The sequence below is a fragment of the Salmonella sp. SAL4457 genome (assembly GCF_046548235.1).
GTDB lineage: Bacteria > Pseudomonadota > Gammaproteobacteria > Enterobacterales > Enterobacteriaceae > Salmonella > Salmonella enterica.
Window position 1 is genome coordinate 61,482 of sequence record NZ_JBGDZO010000012.1, and the last position, 15,583, is coordinate 77,064.

The following is a 15,583-nucleotide window of genomic DNA, read 5'->3' on the forward strand; positions in this document are numbered from 1 at the left end:
CATAATTGTGTTGTACTACATTGATGGCATGGTAACGACGGTTGATATCACGCTAGTACTACAAAATTGCGGCGTAATTCAGCTATCGCGGTAAAGTAAGAGAGTTCACATCGAGCACAAGGACTCTCTATGACTCTCAATAAAACCGATCGCATCGTTATCACGCTGGGCAAACAGATTGTCAGCGGTAAATACGTACCCGGTTCGGCGCTGCCAGCGGAAGCGGATCTGTGCGAGGAGTTTGAAACGTCGCGCAACATCATTCGCGAAGTGTTTCGTTCGCTTATGGCGAAGCGGCTAATTGAAATGAAGCGCTATCGCGGCGCGTTTATCGCACCGCGTAACCAGTGGAATTATCTCGATACCGACGTGCTGCAATGGGTGCTGGAAAACGACTACGACCCGAGGCTTATCAGCGCGATGAGCGAAATACGAAACCTGGTGGAGCCAGCAATAGCACGCTGGGCGGCGGAACGGGCAACATCAAGCGATCTGGCTGAAATTGAGTCGGCGCTAAACGACATGATTGCCAACAACCAGGACCGGGAAGCGTTTAACGAGGCGGATATTCGCTATCACGAGGCAGTGTTGCAGTCGGTGCATAACCCGGTGCTGCAACAGTTAAATGTAGCGATCAGCTCGCTACAGCGAGCGGTATTTGAACGGACCTGGATGGGCGATGCGGCCAATATGCCGAAAACGCTCCAGGAACATAAGGCGCTATTCGATGCGATACGGCATCAGGATGGCGATGCGGCAGAGCAGGCGGCATTAACCATGATCGCCAGCTCGACACGAAGGTTAAAGGAAATCACATGACAGCTCGCTACATCGCAATTGACTGGGGATCGACCAATCTGCGCGCCTGGCTTTACCAGGGCGACAAATGCCTGGAGAGCAGGCAATCAGAAGCAGGCGTTACACGCCTGAACGGTAAATCTCCTGACGCGGTGTTAGCAGAAGTCACAACACACTGGCGCGACAGCGCCACCCCCGTGGTAATGGCGGGCATGATCGGCAGTAACGTAGGCTGGCAAAATGCGCCTTATCTGCCGGTTCCCGCCCTGTTCTCCGCTATTGGCGAACAGTTAACCGCCGTTGGCGACAACATCTGGATCATCCCCGGATTGTGTGTCTCACGCGAGGATAACCACAACGTGATGCGCGGCGAAGAGACGCAACTGCTTGGCGCCCGCGAACTTTCTCCTTCTTCTGTCTATGTCATGCCCGGCACGCATTGCAAATGGGTACAGACTGATACGCAACAAATTCATGATTTTCGTACTGTGATGACAGGCGAACTCCATCACTTGTTGCTGCGTCACTCGCTGGTCGGGGCTGGTTTGCCGGAACAGGAAGCTTCTGGCGACGCCTATGCCGCGGGGCTGGAGCGCGGTCTTAATTCTCCTGCCGTCCTGCCTTCTCTTTTTGAGGTTCGCGCCTCGCACGTGTTGGGGCATCTTGCGCGTGAGCAGGTCAGCGACTTCCTCTCCGGCCTGTTGATTGGCGCGGAAGTCGCCAGCATGAGCGAATCCTTCGCGGCGCAACAGGCTATCACTCTCGTCGCTGGACCCGCGCTGATCTCACGTTACCAACAGGCGTTTAGTGCTATTGGGCGTGATGTTTCAACCGTGGATGGCGATATGGCATTTCAGGCTGGAATAAGGAGCATCGCTCATGCAGTGGCAAACTAATCTCCCTCTCATCGCTATCTTACGCGGTATTACGCCCGATGATGCCCTGGCGCACGTTGGCGCGGTGGTGGATGCGGGATTTGACGCTATAGAAATTCCGCTTAACTCCCCACAGTGGGAAAAAAGCATTTCTTCCGTGGTGAAGGCGTATGGCGGCAGGGCGCTTATTGGCGCTGGTACCGTACTGAAACCGGAACAGGTAGACCAGCTTGCCGGGATGGGCTGCAAGCTGATCGTCACGCCGAATATCCAACCGGAGGTGATCCGCCGGGCGGTGAGCTATGGCATGACCGTGTGTCCGGGCTGCGCCACGGCAACGGAAGCCTTTTCTGCGCTGGATGCAGGCGCACAGGCGTTAAAAATTTTCCCGTCGTCGGCGTTTGGTCCGGGCTACATCAGCGCGCTGAAAGCGGTACTTCCGCCGGATGTTCCGCTATTTGCCGTCGGCGGCGTGACGCCGGAAAACCTGGCGCAATGGATTAAAGCAGGCTGTGTGGGCGCGGGACTGGGTAGCGATCTCTATCGCGCCGGGCAATCCGTTGAACGCACCGCGCAGCAGGCTGCGGCATTTGTTAATGCGTATCGAGAGGCAGTGAAATGAAAATAACTCACATCACCACGTACCGTTTACCTCCACGTTGGATGTTCCTGAAAATCGAAACGGATGAAGGCGTGGTTGGCTGGGGAGAGCCGGTCATTGAAGGTCGGGCACGTACTGTAGAGGCGGCAGTACATGAGTTTGCCGACTACCTGATAGGGAAAGATCCGGCGCGTATCAACGACCTGTGGCAGGTAATGTACCGGGCCGGTTTTTATCGCGGCGGCCCGATTATGATGAGCGCCATCGCCGGTATTGACCAGGCATTGTGGGATATCAAAGGCAAGGTGTTGAATGCGCCGGTCTGGCAGCTCATGGGCGGCCTGGTGCGCGACAAAATCAAGGCCTATAGCTGGGTGGGTGGCGATCGTCCGGCAGACGTCATTGACGGTATTGAAAAATTGCGCGGTATTGGTTTTGACACCTTCAAGCTGAACGGCTGTGAAGAGATGGGCGTGATTGATAACTCCCGTGCGGTGGATGCGGCGGTCAATACCGTGGCGCAAATCCGCGAAGCTTTCGGCAGTGAAATTGAGTTTGGGCTCGATTTCCACGGTCGCGTTAGCGCGCCGATGGCGAAGGTGCTGATTAAAGAACTGGAACCCTATCGTCCGCTGTTTATTGAAGAGCCGGTGCTGGCGGAACAGGCGGAATATTATCCGCGCCTGGCAGCGCAAACGCATATTCCGATTGCCGCAGGCGAACGTATGTTCTCGCGTTTTGAATTTAAACGCGTGCTGGACGCGGGCGGGTTGGCGATTCTACAGCCGGATTTATCCCACGCGGGCGGCATTACCGAATGCTATAAAATCGCCGGAATGGCGGAAGCATATGATGTGGCGCTGGCGCCGCATTGCCCGCTGGGTCCAATCGCCCTGGCTGCCTGCCTGCATATCGATTTTGTTTCGCGCAACGCGGTATTCCAGGAGCAGAGCATGGGCATTCACTATAACAAGGGCGCGGAGCTGCTCGACTTTGTGAAAAATAAAGAAGACTTCAGCATGGACGGCGGCTTCTTTAAACCCTTAACCAAACCGGGTCTTGGCGTAGACATTGACGAGGCCAGGGTGATTGAACTTAGCAAAAGCGCGCCGGACTGGCGTAATCCGTTGTGGCGGCACGCTGACGGATCGGTAGCCGAGTGGTGATCGCCACGCTGTAGGCTCAACAAACGTCGCCCTCCGGGCAACCCAATTTAAATATAAAAACACACCCTCTGTAATTTACAGGGCATGGTGAGCGGCCTCGCTATGCCCAGAATCTGGAGACAGATGACGATGGATATTTCAGTTACAGCAGCACAGCCGGGGCGTCGCCGCTATCTGACGCTGGTGATGATCTTTATTACCGTGGTGATTTGCTACGTCGATCGCGCCAACCTTGCCGTAGCTTCCATGCATATTCAAAAAGAATTCGGCATTACCAAAGCGGAAATGGGCTATGTCTTCTCCGCTTTTGCCTGGCTCTATACGTTATGCCAGATCCCCGGCGGCTGGTTTCTCGACCGTATTGGGTCCCGGCTGACCTATTTTATCGCTATCTTCGGCTGGTCAGTCGCAACGCTATTGCAGGGGTTTGCGACGGGACTATTGTCGCTTATCGGCCTGCGCGCTATTACCGGGATTTTCGAGGCGCCGGCCTTTCCGGCAAATAACCGGATGGTCACTAGCTGGTTTCCGGAGCATGAGCGCGCATCCGCAGTCGGGTTCTACACCTCCGGACAGTTCGTCGGACTGGCATTCCTTACGCCGCTGCTGATCTGGATTCAGGAAATGCTGAGCTGGCACTGGGTCTTTATCGTCACCGGCGGTATCGGGATTATCTGGTCATTGGTCTGGTTTAAGGTTTATCAACCGCCGCGTTTGACGAAAAGCCTTAGCCAGGCGGAGTTGGAGTATATTCGCGATGGCGGTGGTCTGGTGGATGGCGATGCGCCAGCGAAAAAAGAGGCCCGCCAGCCGCTGACGAAAGCCGACTGGAAACTGGTGTTCCATCGTAAGCTGGTGGGCGTCTACCTCGGTCAGTTCGCCGTAAACTCTACGCTATGGTTCTTTCTGACCTGGTTCCCTAATTATCTGACCCAGGAAAAAGGCATTACCGCGCTAAAAGCGGGCTTTATGACGACCGTACCGTTCCTGGCAGCCTTTTTTGGCGTACTGCTCTCCGGCTGGCTGGCGGATAAACTGGTGAAAAAAGGCTTCTCGCTGGGCGTGGCGCGCAAAACGCCGATTATTTGCGGTTTGCTCATCTCCACATGCATTATGGGCGCTAACTACACTAACGATCCGTTGTGGATTATGGCGTTGATGGCGATAGCTTTCTTCGGCAACGGATTTGCGTCCATTACCTGGTCGTTAATCTCTTCCCTTGCGCCGATGCGGTTGATTGGCCTTACCGGCGGTATGTTTAACTTTATCGGTGGGTTAGGTGGGATTAGCGTACCGTTAGTGATTGGTTATCTGGCGCAAAGCTACGGTTTTGCTCCGGCGCTGGTCTATATCTCCGTTGTGGCCCTGCTGGGCGCGCTGTCTTACATCCTGTTAGTGGGCGATGTGAAACGCGTCGGATAAGTTGGCCGTGGCGAGCCGGAAGTCATTATGGCGAAGGATGACCGGCTATCCATGCGTCGAGCGCCGTCACTCCCTGCGTCACGATAGTTTTAATATCTATATCGCTAAGCGGTTGCAACTCCAGTTCCCGACAGGCTTCGGTTGCCTGCGTCATCCCCAGGCTGGCGCAGCCGCTTTTTAATTTATGCGCCAGCCGCTTAATGTTAACGTCGTCATTCATGGCGCGCGCCGCCTCGATCTCCTCGACTAAAGGCAGCGCGCTGTCTTTGAATAACGCGACCCATTGCCGGAGTTTTTCCGGGCCGACAGACGCCATATCGCCGGCAAGCTGATGTTCATTCAACATCGCCCGCGCGTTGTGAGATTTGCCCTGTAAATAGTGCGCTATCATGCGGTAAAGCTCTTCGCGGGGAACGGGCTTTTGAATAATCCCGCAGAAAAGACCGGCGGTACGCTGACGAAGATTATCGTCTATCACATGTGCGCTAAAACCAATGCGTTTCATGGCGGGATACAGGCTCATCAACTGCTGCGCCAGGGTTAAGCCGTCATAATCCGGCAAATCAAAATCCACCAGCGCGACATCAAAGGACTCGCCTTCGGCTAAACAGCGTAGCGCGTCATTCGCGCTTTCAGCAAGTGAGACCTTCACCCCTTTGCCCGTGAGCATTTCAGCGGTAATACGCTGCGTCAGCATATTATCTTCAATCAGCAACAAGCGTAGTCCGTTAAGATTTATCGGTTCCCTGAACGCACTTTTACTTGCGGGTTTGGAGTGGCAAACCGGCAGTTGTAAACGAAAACAACTGCCAACATGAAGCGTACTGGTGACGGTTAGCGTCCCGCCCATCGCCTCTGCCAGGCTGGCGCTGATAGCCAGCCCCAGGCCCGTCCCGCCCCGGCGTCCTGTCGCCTGCACAAACGGTTTGAAAATAGCCGTCAGCTTCGCTTCAGGAATACCGCATCCGGTATCTTCAACCTCAATAAACCAGCTCTGATCGTCGCAAAACGTGCGCAGCACTATGCTGCCGCGATCGGTAAATTTCGCCGCATTACTTAAAAGATTAATCACAATTTGACGTATCCGGCGCGGATCGCCTTGTAGCGTTGAGGGGAGTTGCTCGTTAAAGTCGGTGATGAGCGCCACCTGAACGCGGCTGTGCATTAAATGCAGCGTGCTATTCAACAATTGTCGCGGTTCAAACGGTTCCTCGCTAATGGAAACGTTGGTGCCGCCTACTTCAATCGCCGAGTAATCAAGAATATCGTTAAGAATCGCCAGTAGCGATTCGCCTGAATCATTAATGGCCTGTAAATCGTCGCGGTAGTTTGCCATGAGCGGTTTATCGGCCAGCAATTGTACCGTACCGAGAATGCCGTAAAGCGGCGTGCGAATTTCATGGCTCATGGCGGCAAGGAACGTCGATTTCGCCTCGTTGGCCTTTTCCGCTTCGGCGCGCGCCTGCCGGTGTTCCAGCACCAGCGCATGAAGTTCCGCCGTTTGCGATCGCACCTGTTCCGCCAAATCCTCACGATGGCGGTTCAATTTGCGCACGTTGGCGCGAAACGCTTCCATCAGACGGCTGATGGTATCCAGTTCGCTGACGCCAGCCGCCTCCGGAAACGGCGAGTCAATATCGCCCTCCAGTAGCCGCTGTAAGGCCTGCGTTTGTTGCGCCAGCGGGCGGGATACGGAGCGGTAAACCACTCGCCAAAGAATAAAACTTAATGAGCACAGCGCCAGGATGCCTAAGATCACTAACCCTATTTGCCCACGCTGACTGGCGTGTGTAAGGCGCGCTAACCCAGCCTCGTTTCGTTTTTCGATGGCGTTCACCAACTGCGACACTTCCGTACTGAAGCGGGTAAACTGAAAGAGGTTATTGGCCATAAGCGTTTGAAGCTGGTCGCGGATGGCGTTTTCCTTACGAAACAGGGTAACCAGTGTGGTGTACTGGTTTATTTTCTCCAGCGCGTCGGCGATTTGGGCGCGAACGGTAGGATCTTCTATACGCTGCTGGCGGCGGGATAAAATTTTAACCAACTGATTAAGTTTTTCATCGGTTTCCTCGGCATCGCTCAGCCCTTGCGCGTCTTTTAAGGTCACAATGAGCTGCTTAAACCGCAGGGCATTGACCCGCAACTCATTCATCTGATTCACATACTCAAGGTCGATATCAATCAATCGGTCAAGCGCGCGTTCAGCCTGGTCCCCTTTACCGCTTTCGATAAGATCGTAAATACCGGCCTGGGTGGCGCCCGCAGATGTCGCTGCATTATTGGCCTGGCCGTGAGCCTGGGCGGCAATGCTTTCCGCCGCCTCCGCAATCTGGCGGCTTAACTGCTGTTGCTGTGCGCGCAGCGTGAGAATTTCACCGACCAGCGTTCCCTGTTGCCCAAGCGTTTGCGCAATCTCTTTTTCTTGCCGGGCGATGGCCGAGGTATTAAACCCCTGCTCGCTTAATGCCTGCAAAAGATGGTTAATTTTAAGGCTTTGTGCTTTCAGCATCTTCCCCTGCGCCAGCCAAACGCCCTCACTGTCGGCATTGGTCAGATTTTGCGCGGAAAAGAGCTCGTAAGCGCTGGCTTCGCTTAACTGCCTGGCCATATTCATCGTGGGGAGCAGCGCTTGCGTATTGGTTTGCTCCACCTGACTAATGACGCGCAGGCTTATCCAGCCGATCACGGTGCTGAGCAGGGTGAGTGCCGCCATCAGGGCGAAGGCCAGCCATAATCTGCGGGTCAGTGAAGGCGTTGACATTTATGCGCCGCGGGTGAAATGGGTTGAGTTGCCGCCGGAAAAACCATTAGGATAAAACCTTGTTGCTGGTGGGGCTATCATGCGCGCGCTTATTTCGTTCTTTTTTTTGATAATCATCGTCTCGAATGTAGAAACGGCGTCAGCCGAAACCGGGCTGCTACACTGGACGCACGCCGATCGGGCGATTCCCTGGCGGCAAACGTCAGTCAATGCGAGTAAACCCTGGAAACTGTGCGCATTATACCCCAGCCTGAAAGATTCTTACTGGTTGTCCGTCAACTACGGGATGCAAAAAGCGGCCAAATTGTATGGCGTTGATTTAAAAGTGCTGGAAGCGAATGGCTATCGGCAACTGGCGACGCAACAACAGCAAATGATGCAGTGCCGGGAGTGGGGCGCCGACGCTATTCTGCTTGGCAGCAGTACCATTCGTTTCCCGGAACTGGAACGGTATGCCGGTAATGTGCCGGTTATTGAAGTGGCGAACGTGATACGCGACGCCAGCGTGGCAACTCACGTCGGTCTGCCGTGGTTTCAGATGGGTTATCTGCCGGGACGTTTCCTGGTGCAGTGGAGCAAAGGAAAAGCGCTTAACGTTTTACTCTTCCCGGGGCCGGAAGAAGCCGGCGGCAGTCAGGAGATGGTGGCGGGTTTTCGTCAGGCAATTAAAGGCAGCGCCATCAACATTGTGGATATCGCCTGGGGCGATAACGACATTGAAGTGCAGCGAAACTTACTCCAGGAAATGCTGGAACGCCATCCGGACGCCAATGTGGTCGCCGGGTCGGCGATAGCGGCGGAGGCGGCGATGGGCGAAGGGCGTAATTTGACGACTCCGCTCACGATCGTCTCATTTTATCTGACGCATCAGGTTTATCGCGGTTTAAAACGCGGCCATATCCTGATGGCGCTCAGCGATCAGATGGCCTGGCAGGGAGAATTAGCGATAACGCAGTCGATTAAGGTCTTACAGGGGCAACCGGTGCCTGAAAATATCAGCCCGCCGGTGCTTATTTTGACGCATAACAACGCCGACAGCGCGCGCGTTCGCCGTTCGCTATCGCCTCCGGGATTTCGGCCCGTCTATCTGTATCAATACACCTCCGAGGCTAAAAAGTAGCCTTCGCCATGCTGTGTGACCAGCAGTTCCGGCGTAATTTTATGGCGTAAGCGGCGAACCAGGACATCAATCGTGCGGAGATCCGGGGTCTCTACGCGGCGGGCGGAAAGCATTCGCAGCAGACGTTCGCGATGCAGCACTTTGCCTGGGTTGGTCACAAAGGCCAGCAGCAGCTCGTACTCTGCGCGCGTAAGCTTAATGGCTTCACCGTTGTGCTCCAGCGTGTGATTCATCACGTTCAGGCAGTAGCCGGAAAACATATAGCAGTTTTCACTGGCATTTTGCGGCGTGGGGCGGGCCAGATCGATGCGCCACAAAAGATTTTTCACCCGCACTACCAGCTCGCGCAGTTCCAGCGGCTTGGTGACGTAGTCGTCCGCGCCCATCTCCAGTCCGACGATGCGGTCGATTTGGTCGCAACGCCCCGTCACCAGAATAATGCCCACCGTGGAGCGTTCTCGTAGCGCCCTGGTCAGCATCAACCCGTTTTCATCGGGGAGGTTGATATCCAGCAGGATCAGCGAAACGTGCTCATGCTCCATGATGTCGCGCAGGCCCGCGCCGCTGTCGGTCACCGAGACACGATACCCCTCCTGCTCAAAATAGGCCTGTAATCTGGCCTGAGTAACAGGTTCATCCTCAACAATAACAATGTGATGTGACATCCTGCGCGCGGTCTCTTTCTGTTCATATCTGTTCATATATTGCCGTATCCCGTTCATCCTGACCAGTGACGCTGTTCATATTTGCGGAATAAGATCTGCGCATTAAACCATATAATTACAGGGGCTATTATGCGAAAACTCTGGAGAGCGCTACTCAGGCCAAGCGCCCGTTGGTCGATACTGGCGCTGGTCATTGTCGGGATTGTGATCGGCGTTGCGCTGATCGTGTTACCTCACGTCGGTATCAAACTGACCAGTACGACAGAGTTTTGCGTCAGCTGCCATAGTATGCAGCCGGTGTATCAGGAATATAAACAGTCCGTACATTTCCAGAATGCTTCCGGCGTACGCGCGGAATGCCACGATTGCCATATCCCCCCTGATATTCCAGGCATGGTGAAACGTAAGCTGGAAGCCAGCAACGATCTTTACCAGACATTTATCGCCCACTCGATTGATACCCCGGAAAAATTTGAAGCCAAACGCGCCGAGCTTGCCGAGCGTGAATGGGCGCGCATGAAAGAGAATAACTCCGCGACCTGTCGTTCCTGCCATAACTACGATGCGATGGATCACGCGAAACAGAACCCGGAAGCGGCGCGGCAAATGAAAATCGCCGCGAAAGAAAATCAATCCTGCATCGACTGCCATAAAGGGATTGCCCACCAGCTACCGGATATGAGCAGCGGTTTTCGCAAACAGTTTGATGAACTGCGCGCCAGCGCCAGTACGCATAATGACGGCGATACGCTCTATTCGCTGGATATCAAGCCGATTTACGCCGCTAAAGGCGATAAAGAACCGGCAGGTTCGCTGTTACCTGCTTCTGAAGTGAAAGTCCTTAAACGGGACGGTGACTGGCTGCAAGTGCAAATCGAAGGCTGGACGGAGACGGACGGTCGCCAGCGCGTGCTGACGCAGTTGCCCGGTAAACGTATTTTTGTCGCCTCGATTCGCGGCGATGTGCAACAGCATGTGAAAACGCTGGAAGAGACCACCGTCGCGGCGACCAATACTCAGTGGAGCAAATTACAGGCAACCGCGTGGATGCAAAAAGGTGACATGGTAAATGACATTAAACCGATTTGGGCCTATGCCGACTCCCTCTATAACGGCACCTGTAATCAGTGTCACGGCGCGCCGGACAAAGCGCACTTTGACGCTAACGGCTGGATCGGCACGCTCAACGGCATGATCGGTTTCACCAGTCTGGATAAGCGTGAAGAACGTACCTTGTTGAAATATCTCCAGATGAATGCGTCTGATACCACCAACACGCCGCACAGCGATAAGGGAGAACACAATGAAAAATAAGGACTCGTTACACGTCTCTCGTCGACGTTTTCTGGCGCAGCTTGGCGGTTTGACGGTGGCAGGAATGCTGGGGCCGTCACTGCTGACGCCCCGTAGCGCCCGCGCAGCGGATGCCGTTGCGCCAGGCGCCGCGACGAAAGAGGGTATCCTTACCGGTTCTCACTGGGGGGCGATTCGCGCCACGGTGGTTGACGGTCGATTTGTGGCGGCAAAACCGTTTGAACAGGATAAATACCCGTCCAAAATGATCGCCGGCCTGCCCGATCACGTCCACAACGCGGCGCGTATTCGCTATCCGATGGTGCGCGTCGACTGGATGCGTAAAGGTCATCAAAGCGACACCTCGCAGCGCGGCGATAATCGTTTTGTGCGCGTCTCCTGGGATGAAGCGCTGGATCTGTTCTATCAGGAACTGGAGCGGGTGCAAAAAACCTACGGGCCGAGTGCGTTACTGACGGCGAGCGGCTGGCAATCTACCGGCATGTTCCATAACGCCTCCGGGATGCTGGCGCGCGCGATTGCGCTACATGGCAATAGCGTTAGCACGGGAGGGGACTATTCGACCGGCGCGGCGCAGGTGATTTTGCCGCGCGTGGTGGGTTCAATGGAAGTGTACGAGCAGCAAACGTCATGGCCTCTGGTTTTACAGAACAGTAAAACGATTGTGCTATGGGGTTCTGATATGGTGAAAAACCAGCAGGCAAACTGGTGGTGCCCGGATCACGATGTCTATCAGTACTATGAACAATTAAAAGAAAAAGTTGCCAGCGGCGCTATCTCGGTCATCAGCATCGATCCGGTCGTCACCTCCACGCACGATTATCTGGGGCGCGATAAGGTCAAACATATCGCCATTAACCCGCAGACGGATGTCCCGTTACAACTGGCGCTGGCGCATACCCTGTACAGCGAGAAACTGTACGATAAAAATTTCCTCGATAACTACTGCGTCGGTTTTGACCAGTTCCTCCCCTATTTGCTGGGCGAGAAAGATGGACAGCCCAAAGATGCCGCCTGGGCGGAAAAACTGTGCGGTATTGACGCCGACACCATCCGCGCGTTGGCGCGGCAGATGGCGGGCGACAGAACGCAAATCATCGCTGGCTGGTGTGTGCAACGTATGCAGCATGGCGAACAGTGGTCATGGATGGTCGTCGTGCTGGCGGCAATGCTGGGACAGATTGGTTTACCGGGCGGCGGCTTTGGTTTTGGCTGGCACTACAACGGCGCCGGGACGCCTGGCCGTAAAGGGATCATTTTAAGCGGCTTTTCCGGTTCGACGACCGTTCCGCCAGTACACGACAGCACGGATTACAAAGGCTACAGCAGCACCATTCCTATTGCGCGTTTTATGGATGCCATCCTTGAACCGGGCAAGGTCATTAACTGGAACGGCAAATCGGTTAAATTACCGCCGCTGAAGATGTGCGTGTTCGCCGGGACCAACCCGTTCCACCGACACCAACAAATTAACCGCATAATTGAAGGGTGGCGCAAGCTGGAAACGGTCATCGCTATTGATAACCAGTGGACGTCGACCTGCCGCTTTGCGGATATCGTTTTGCCGGCTACCACCCAATTTGAGCGTAACGACCTCGATCAATTCGGCAACCACTCTAACCGCGGCATTATCGCCATGAAACAGGTGGTATCGCCGCAGTTTGAAGCGCGTAACGACTTTGATATTTTCCGCGATCTCTGCCGACGCTTTAACCGTGAAGCGGCATTTACGGAAGGCCTTGATGAAATGGGCTGGCTGAAACGCATCTGGCAGGAAGGGAGCCAGCAGGGAAAAGGTCGCGGTATCCACTTACCGACTTTCGAGGTGTTCTGGAATCAACAGGAGTACATCGAGTTTGATCATCCGCAGATGTTTGTGCGCCATCAGGCTTTCCGTGAAGATCCGGACCTGGAGCCGTTGGGCACGCCAAGCGGCTTGATCGAGATTTATTCCAAAACGATCGCCGACATGCAATACGACGATTGTCAGGGCCATCCCATGTGGTTCGAAAAAATCGAACGCTCGCATGGCGGGCCGGGATCGCAGCGCTGGCCGCTACACTTACAATCCGTCCACCCTGATTTCCGCCTGCATTCCCAACTGTGCGAGTCGGAAACGCTGCGTCAGCAATATGCCGTTGGCGGCAAGGAGCCGGTCTTTATTAACCCACAGGATGCCAGCGCGCGCGGGATCTGCAACGGTGACATCGTGCGGGTATTCAATGCACGCGGGCAGGTACTGGCGGGGGCGGTAGTTTCCGATCGCTATGCGCCGGGCGTGGCGCGAATTCATGAAGGTGCCTGGTACGATCCTGATAAAGGCGGCGACATCAACGCGTTATGTAAGTACGGCAACCCTAACGTATTAACGCTGGATATCGGTACATCGCAGCTCGCGCAGGCGACCAGCGCGCATACGACGCTGGTGGAAATTGAAAAATATACCGGCCCTATGGATAACGTCACGGCGTTTAACGGTCCGGTCGAGATGGTCGCGCAGTGTGAATATGTACCCGCATCGCAGGGGAATCCGCATGATTAAGCAGCCAGCGCTTGCTCAGGAACAGTACGCCTGCGTATATGCATGGCTGGCGTTACTCTTTTTCCGGGAAGTGGATGATGAAGGGTTAATACAATTACAGTCCGCGGAGATCGCGGACTGGCTGGCGCTGTTAAAGCGTCAGCCCGCGCTGGCGGCGTCGGTGGCGTTACTCGAACAAAAAATTGCCGCACTTAGCCTGCGCCAGGATGCGCAGCTGGAGCTGGCCGCAGATTTTTGCGGATTGTTCCTGATGACGGATAAAAAATCGGCGTTGCCCTACGCCTCGCAATACCCGCAGCAGGAACCCGGCATGATTAAACATTTATTGCTTGAAGCCGGGATGGAAGTCAACGACGATTTTAAAGAGCCGACCGACCACCTGGCGATTTATCTGGAATTACTCAGCCATTTACATTTTTCATTGGGTGAATCGTTCCAACAACGGAGAATGAATAAATTACGCCAGAAAACATTGTCGTCATTACTGGAATGGCTTCCGGAATTTACAAATAATTGCCTTAAGCATGATCCCTATGGCTTTTATGCTGCGTTAAGTCAATTATTGTTGGCTATCGTTCGTTTTGATGACGGAAAAGAGGATTTATCCATTGTTGCTGCTGAATAAACCCTGTGACGGACATCGCAAAATAAATCTTACGATAGTCGGGGGTTATCATATCTATAGGTTTAGCCAATTGTAATTATTGATACCAATCAATATCCACTATGGGTTTGTATTTAGTATTGACGGGCCTCATGAGTAAAAAAATAAAATTTAATTAATCATGCCGCAATACCCCATAAGGATAGTGATATGAAAAAAATTACCCTCTATGCGACAACGGTTATCACCGTTGGGCTGTTATGTTATTTAGGTTTGTCCGGGTATGTATGGTATTACGACAAACAGCGCAGTAAAAAAAGCGATGTGCAGGCCTCGGTTGTGGGTGAAAATAATAAAATACTGGGTTATTTCAGGGAGAAAGGATGTGATTATTGTCATACGCCTTCCGCTGAATTACCTTTTTATTCCTCTTTCCCGGTGGCAAAGCAGCTAATGGATTACGATATCCAGCTCGGCTACAAATCGTTTAACCTGGAGGCGGTACGGGCCGCCCTGATTGCGGATACGCCGGTGCCGCAAAGCGAACTGAATAAAATTGAATGGGTTATGCAACATCAGACCATGCCGCCAACCCGCTATGTCGCGCTGCACTGGGCGGGGGGCGTCAGCGATAAAGAGCGTACTGACATCCTGAACTGGATAGCCGATCAGCGTGAGCGCAACTATGCCAGCGCCGATACCGACGCCGCGCACCGGAATGAACCCGTTCAGCCTATTCCGCGCAATATTCCCGTCGATGCGAAAAAAGTCGACTTAGGTTTCCGGCTTTATCATGATGAACGTTTATCCGGCGACAGCACAATATCCTGTGCGCATTGTCACGCGTTAAATGCGGGCGGTGTCGATGGCAGAAAAACCTCAATTGGCGTTGGCGGCGCGGTAGGGCCGATAAATGCGCCAACGGTATTCAACTCCGTATTTAATATCGAACAATTTTGGGATGGCCGTGCTGCAACCCTGCAGGAGCAAGCAGGCGGACCGCCGTTAAATCCTATTGAAATGGCTTCTAAATCCTGGGATGAAATTATTAGCAAGCTTGATAAAGATCCTGTCCTGAAAAAAGATTTCCAGGCGGTTTATCCGCAAGGATTTACCGGGGAAAATATTACTGATGCGATCGCCGAATTCGAAAAAACGTTGATGACGCCGGATTCCGCCTTTGATAAATGGCTACGTGGAGATGAAAATGCGCTGACCGCGCAACAGAAACACGGTTATCAATTATTTAAAGAGAATAAATGTGCAACCTGTCACGGCGGTATCATTTTAGGCGGACGCTCTTTTGAACCATTGGGATTAAAGCGAGACTTTAATTTTGGCGAAATTACCGCAGCGGATATTGGTCGTATGAACGTCACCAAAGAGGTTCGCGATAAATTACGGCAAAAAGTCCCAGGCTTACGCAACGTCGCGTTAACAGCGCCTTATTTCCATCGGGGCGACGTACCGACGCTGGATGGCGCGGTAAAACTGATGCTGCGTTACCAGGTTGGCACCGATCTGCCGCAAAACGATATTGACGATATCGTCGCCTTCCTGGAAAGCCTGACCGGTGTTTATACGCCATATCAACCTGAATATGCGCAATGACAATGATGCTTGAAGCCAGAGATCTGCACTGCGAGCGGGACGAGAGGACGCTGTTTCGCGGGCTGTCGTTCACCGTGGAGGCCGGGGAGTGGGTGCAGGTCACC

The 15,583-nt window shown here is 53.8% G+C and carries 12 protein-coding genes and 1 pseudogene; 11 read left to right on the plus strand and 2 right to left on the minus strand.

The annotated features are described in order from the left end of the window. Positions 1 to 129 precede the first annotated feature (129 nt). The 5 genes from dgoR to ACLJNW_RS22400 all read left to right on the plus strand — a co-directional run bounded on the left by dgoR (position 130) and on the right by ACLJNW_RS22400 (position 4,862). The gene (gene dgoR, locus ACLJNW_RS22380; protein WP_000174317.1) at positions 130 to 819 is read left to right on the plus strand and encodes a D-galactonate utilization transcriptional regulator DgoR; all 690 of its coding nucleotides are present in this window, start codon (positions 130 to 132) and stop codon (positions 817 to 819) included. Further along, entirely contained in the window at positions 816 to 1,694 is an 879-nt protein-coding gene (locus tag ACLJNW_RS22385) for a 2-dehydro-3-deoxygalactonokinase (RefSeq protein WP_000127130.1), read from the plus strand. Before dgoR ends, ACLJNW_RS22385 begins: the two co-directional genes overlap by 4 nt. Next, positions 1,678 to 2,295 (plus strand): 2-dehydro-3-deoxy-6-phosphogalactonate aldolase, encoded by a 618-nt coding sequence (locus ACLJNW_RS22390; protein ID WP_001198742.1) that lies wholly within the window; start codon positions 1,678 to 1,680, stop codon positions 2,293 to 2,295. Before ACLJNW_RS22385 ends, ACLJNW_RS22390 begins: the two co-directional genes overlap by 17 nt. Then, a complete protein-coding gene (gene dgoD / locus ACLJNW_RS22395) occupies positions 2,292 to 3,440 on the plus strand; it encodes a galactonate dehydratase (protein WP_000704735.1) in 1,149 nt (382 codons plus the stop codon). Before ACLJNW_RS22390 ends, dgoD begins: the two co-directional genes overlap by 4 nt. 84 nt (positions 3,441 to 3,524) lie before the next feature. Continuing rightward, on the plus strand, positions 3,525 to 4,862 hold the full coding sequence (locus ACLJNW_RS22400; protein ID WP_000253524.1) for an MFS transporter: 1,338 nt from the start codon (positions 3,525 to 3,527) through the stop codon (positions 4,860 to 4,862). A gap of 25 nt (positions 4,863 to 4,887) precedes the next feature. Here the strand turns inward: ACLJNW_RS22400 and torS are convergent, their stop codons facing one another. Next, complete coding sequence (torS, locus tag ACLJNW_RS22405; protein WP_023204432.1) at positions 4,888 to 7,623, minus strand: TMAO reductase system sensor histidine kinase/response regulator TorS; 2,736 nt, start codon at positions 7,621 to 7,623, stop codon at positions 4,888 to 4,890. A 79-nt stretch (positions 7,624 to 7,702) separates the two neighbouring features. Here torS and torT point away from each other — a divergent pair, with 79 nt between their 5' ends. Next, complete coding sequence (torT, locus tag ACLJNW_RS22410) at positions 7,703 to 8,743, plus strand: TMAO reductase system periplasmic protein TorT (RefSeq protein ID WP_023221469.1); 1,041 nt, start codon at positions 7,703 to 7,705, stop codon at positions 8,741 to 8,743. On the opposite strand, the gene torR is transcribed toward torT, so the two are convergent. Continuing rightward, complete coding sequence (torR, locus tag ACLJNW_RS22415; protein ID WP_001562512.1) at positions 8,716 to 9,408, minus strand: two-component system response regulator TorR; 693 nt, start codon at positions 9,406 to 9,408, stop codon at positions 8,716 to 8,718. The genes torT and torR overlap by 28 nt on opposite strands. Positions 9,409 to 9,537: 129 nt before the next feature. On the opposite strand from torR, the gene torC reads away from it, so the two are divergent. From torC to ACLJNW_RS22440, 5 genes and pseudogenes are all read left to right on the plus strand, one after another. After that, complete coding sequence (gene torC / locus ACLJNW_RS22420; RefSeq protein WP_001230254.1) at positions 9,538 to 10,722, plus strand: pentaheme c-type cytochrome TorC; 1,185 nt, start codon at positions 9,538 to 9,540, stop codon at positions 10,720 to 10,722. Continuing rightward, positions 10,712 to 13,264, plus strand: coding sequence for a trimethylamine-N-oxide reductase TorA (gene torA / locus ACLJNW_RS22425; RefSeq protein WP_001522100.1), 2,553 nt, complete (start codon positions 10,712 to 10,714; stop codon positions 13,262 to 13,264). Before torC ends, torA begins: the two co-directional genes overlap by 11 nt. Then, positions 13,257 to 13,889 carry a molecular chaperone TorD gene (gene torD / locus ACLJNW_RS22430; protein ID WP_000595421.1) on the plus strand — a complete coding sequence of 211 codons (633 nt, stop codon included), beginning with the start codon at positions 13,257 to 13,259 and terminating at the stop codon, positions 13,887 to 13,889. Before torA ends, torD begins: the two co-directional genes overlap by 8 nt. A 189-nt stretch (positions 13,890 to 14,078) precedes the next feature. Next, positions 14,079 to 15,479 (plus strand): cytochrome-c peroxidase, encoded by a 1,401-nt coding sequence (locus ACLJNW_RS22435; protein ID WP_024154517.1) that lies wholly within the window; start codon positions 14,079 to 14,081, stop codon positions 15,477 to 15,479. A gap of 5 nt (positions 15,480 to 15,484) precedes the next feature. Continuing rightward, positions 15,485 to 15,583, plus strand: a pseudogene (locus ACLJNW_RS22440) (heme ABC transporter ATP-binding protein CcmA); the annotation flags it as partial.

Excerpts from the sequence above, each read along its gene's own strand:
- dgoR (WP_000174317.1), top strand. The coding sequence starts at position 130 with ATGACTCTCAATAAAACCGATCGCATCGTTATCACGCTGGGCAAACAG.
- ACLJNW_RS22385 (WP_000127130.1), top strand. The coding sequence starts at position 816 with ATGACAGCTCGCTACATCGCAATTGACTGGGGATCGACCAATCTGCGC.
- ACLJNW_RS22390 (WP_001198742.1), top strand. The coding sequence starts at position 1,678 with ATGCAGTGGCAAACTAATCTCCCTCTCATCGCTATCTTACGCGGTATT.
- dgoD (WP_000704735.1), top strand. The coding sequence starts at position 2,292 with ATGAAAATAACTCACATCACCACGTACCGTTTACCTCCACGTTGGATG.
- ACLJNW_RS22400 (WP_000253524.1), top strand. The coding sequence starts at position 3,525 with ATGGTGAGCGGCCTCGCTATGCCCAGAATCTGGAGACAGATGACGATG.
- torS (WP_023204432.1), bottom strand. The coding sequence starts at position 7,623 with ATGTCAACGCCTTCACTGACCCGCAGATTATGGCTGGCCTTCGCCCTG.
- torT (WP_023221469.1), top strand. The coding sequence starts at position 7,703 with ATGCGCGCGCTTATTTCGTTCTTTTTTTTGATAATCATCGTCTCGAAT.
- torR (WP_001562512.1), bottom strand. The coding sequence starts at position 9,408 with ATGTCACATCACATTGTTATTGTTGAGGATGAACCTGTTACTCAGGCC.
- torC (WP_001230254.1), top strand. The coding sequence starts at position 9,538 with ATGCGAAAACTCTGGAGAGCGCTACTCAGGCCAAGCGCCCGTTGGTCG.
- torA (WP_001522100.1), top strand. The coding sequence starts at position 10,712 with ATGAAAAATAAGGACTCGTTACACGTCTCTCGTCGACGTTTTCTGGCG.
- torD (WP_000595421.1), top strand. The coding sequence starts at position 13,257 with ATGATTAAGCAGCCAGCGCTTGCTCAGGAACAGTACGCCTGCGTATAT.
- ACLJNW_RS22435 (WP_024154517.1), top strand. The coding sequence starts at position 14,079 with ATGAAAAAAATTACCCTCTATGCGACAACGGTTATCACCGTTGGGCTG.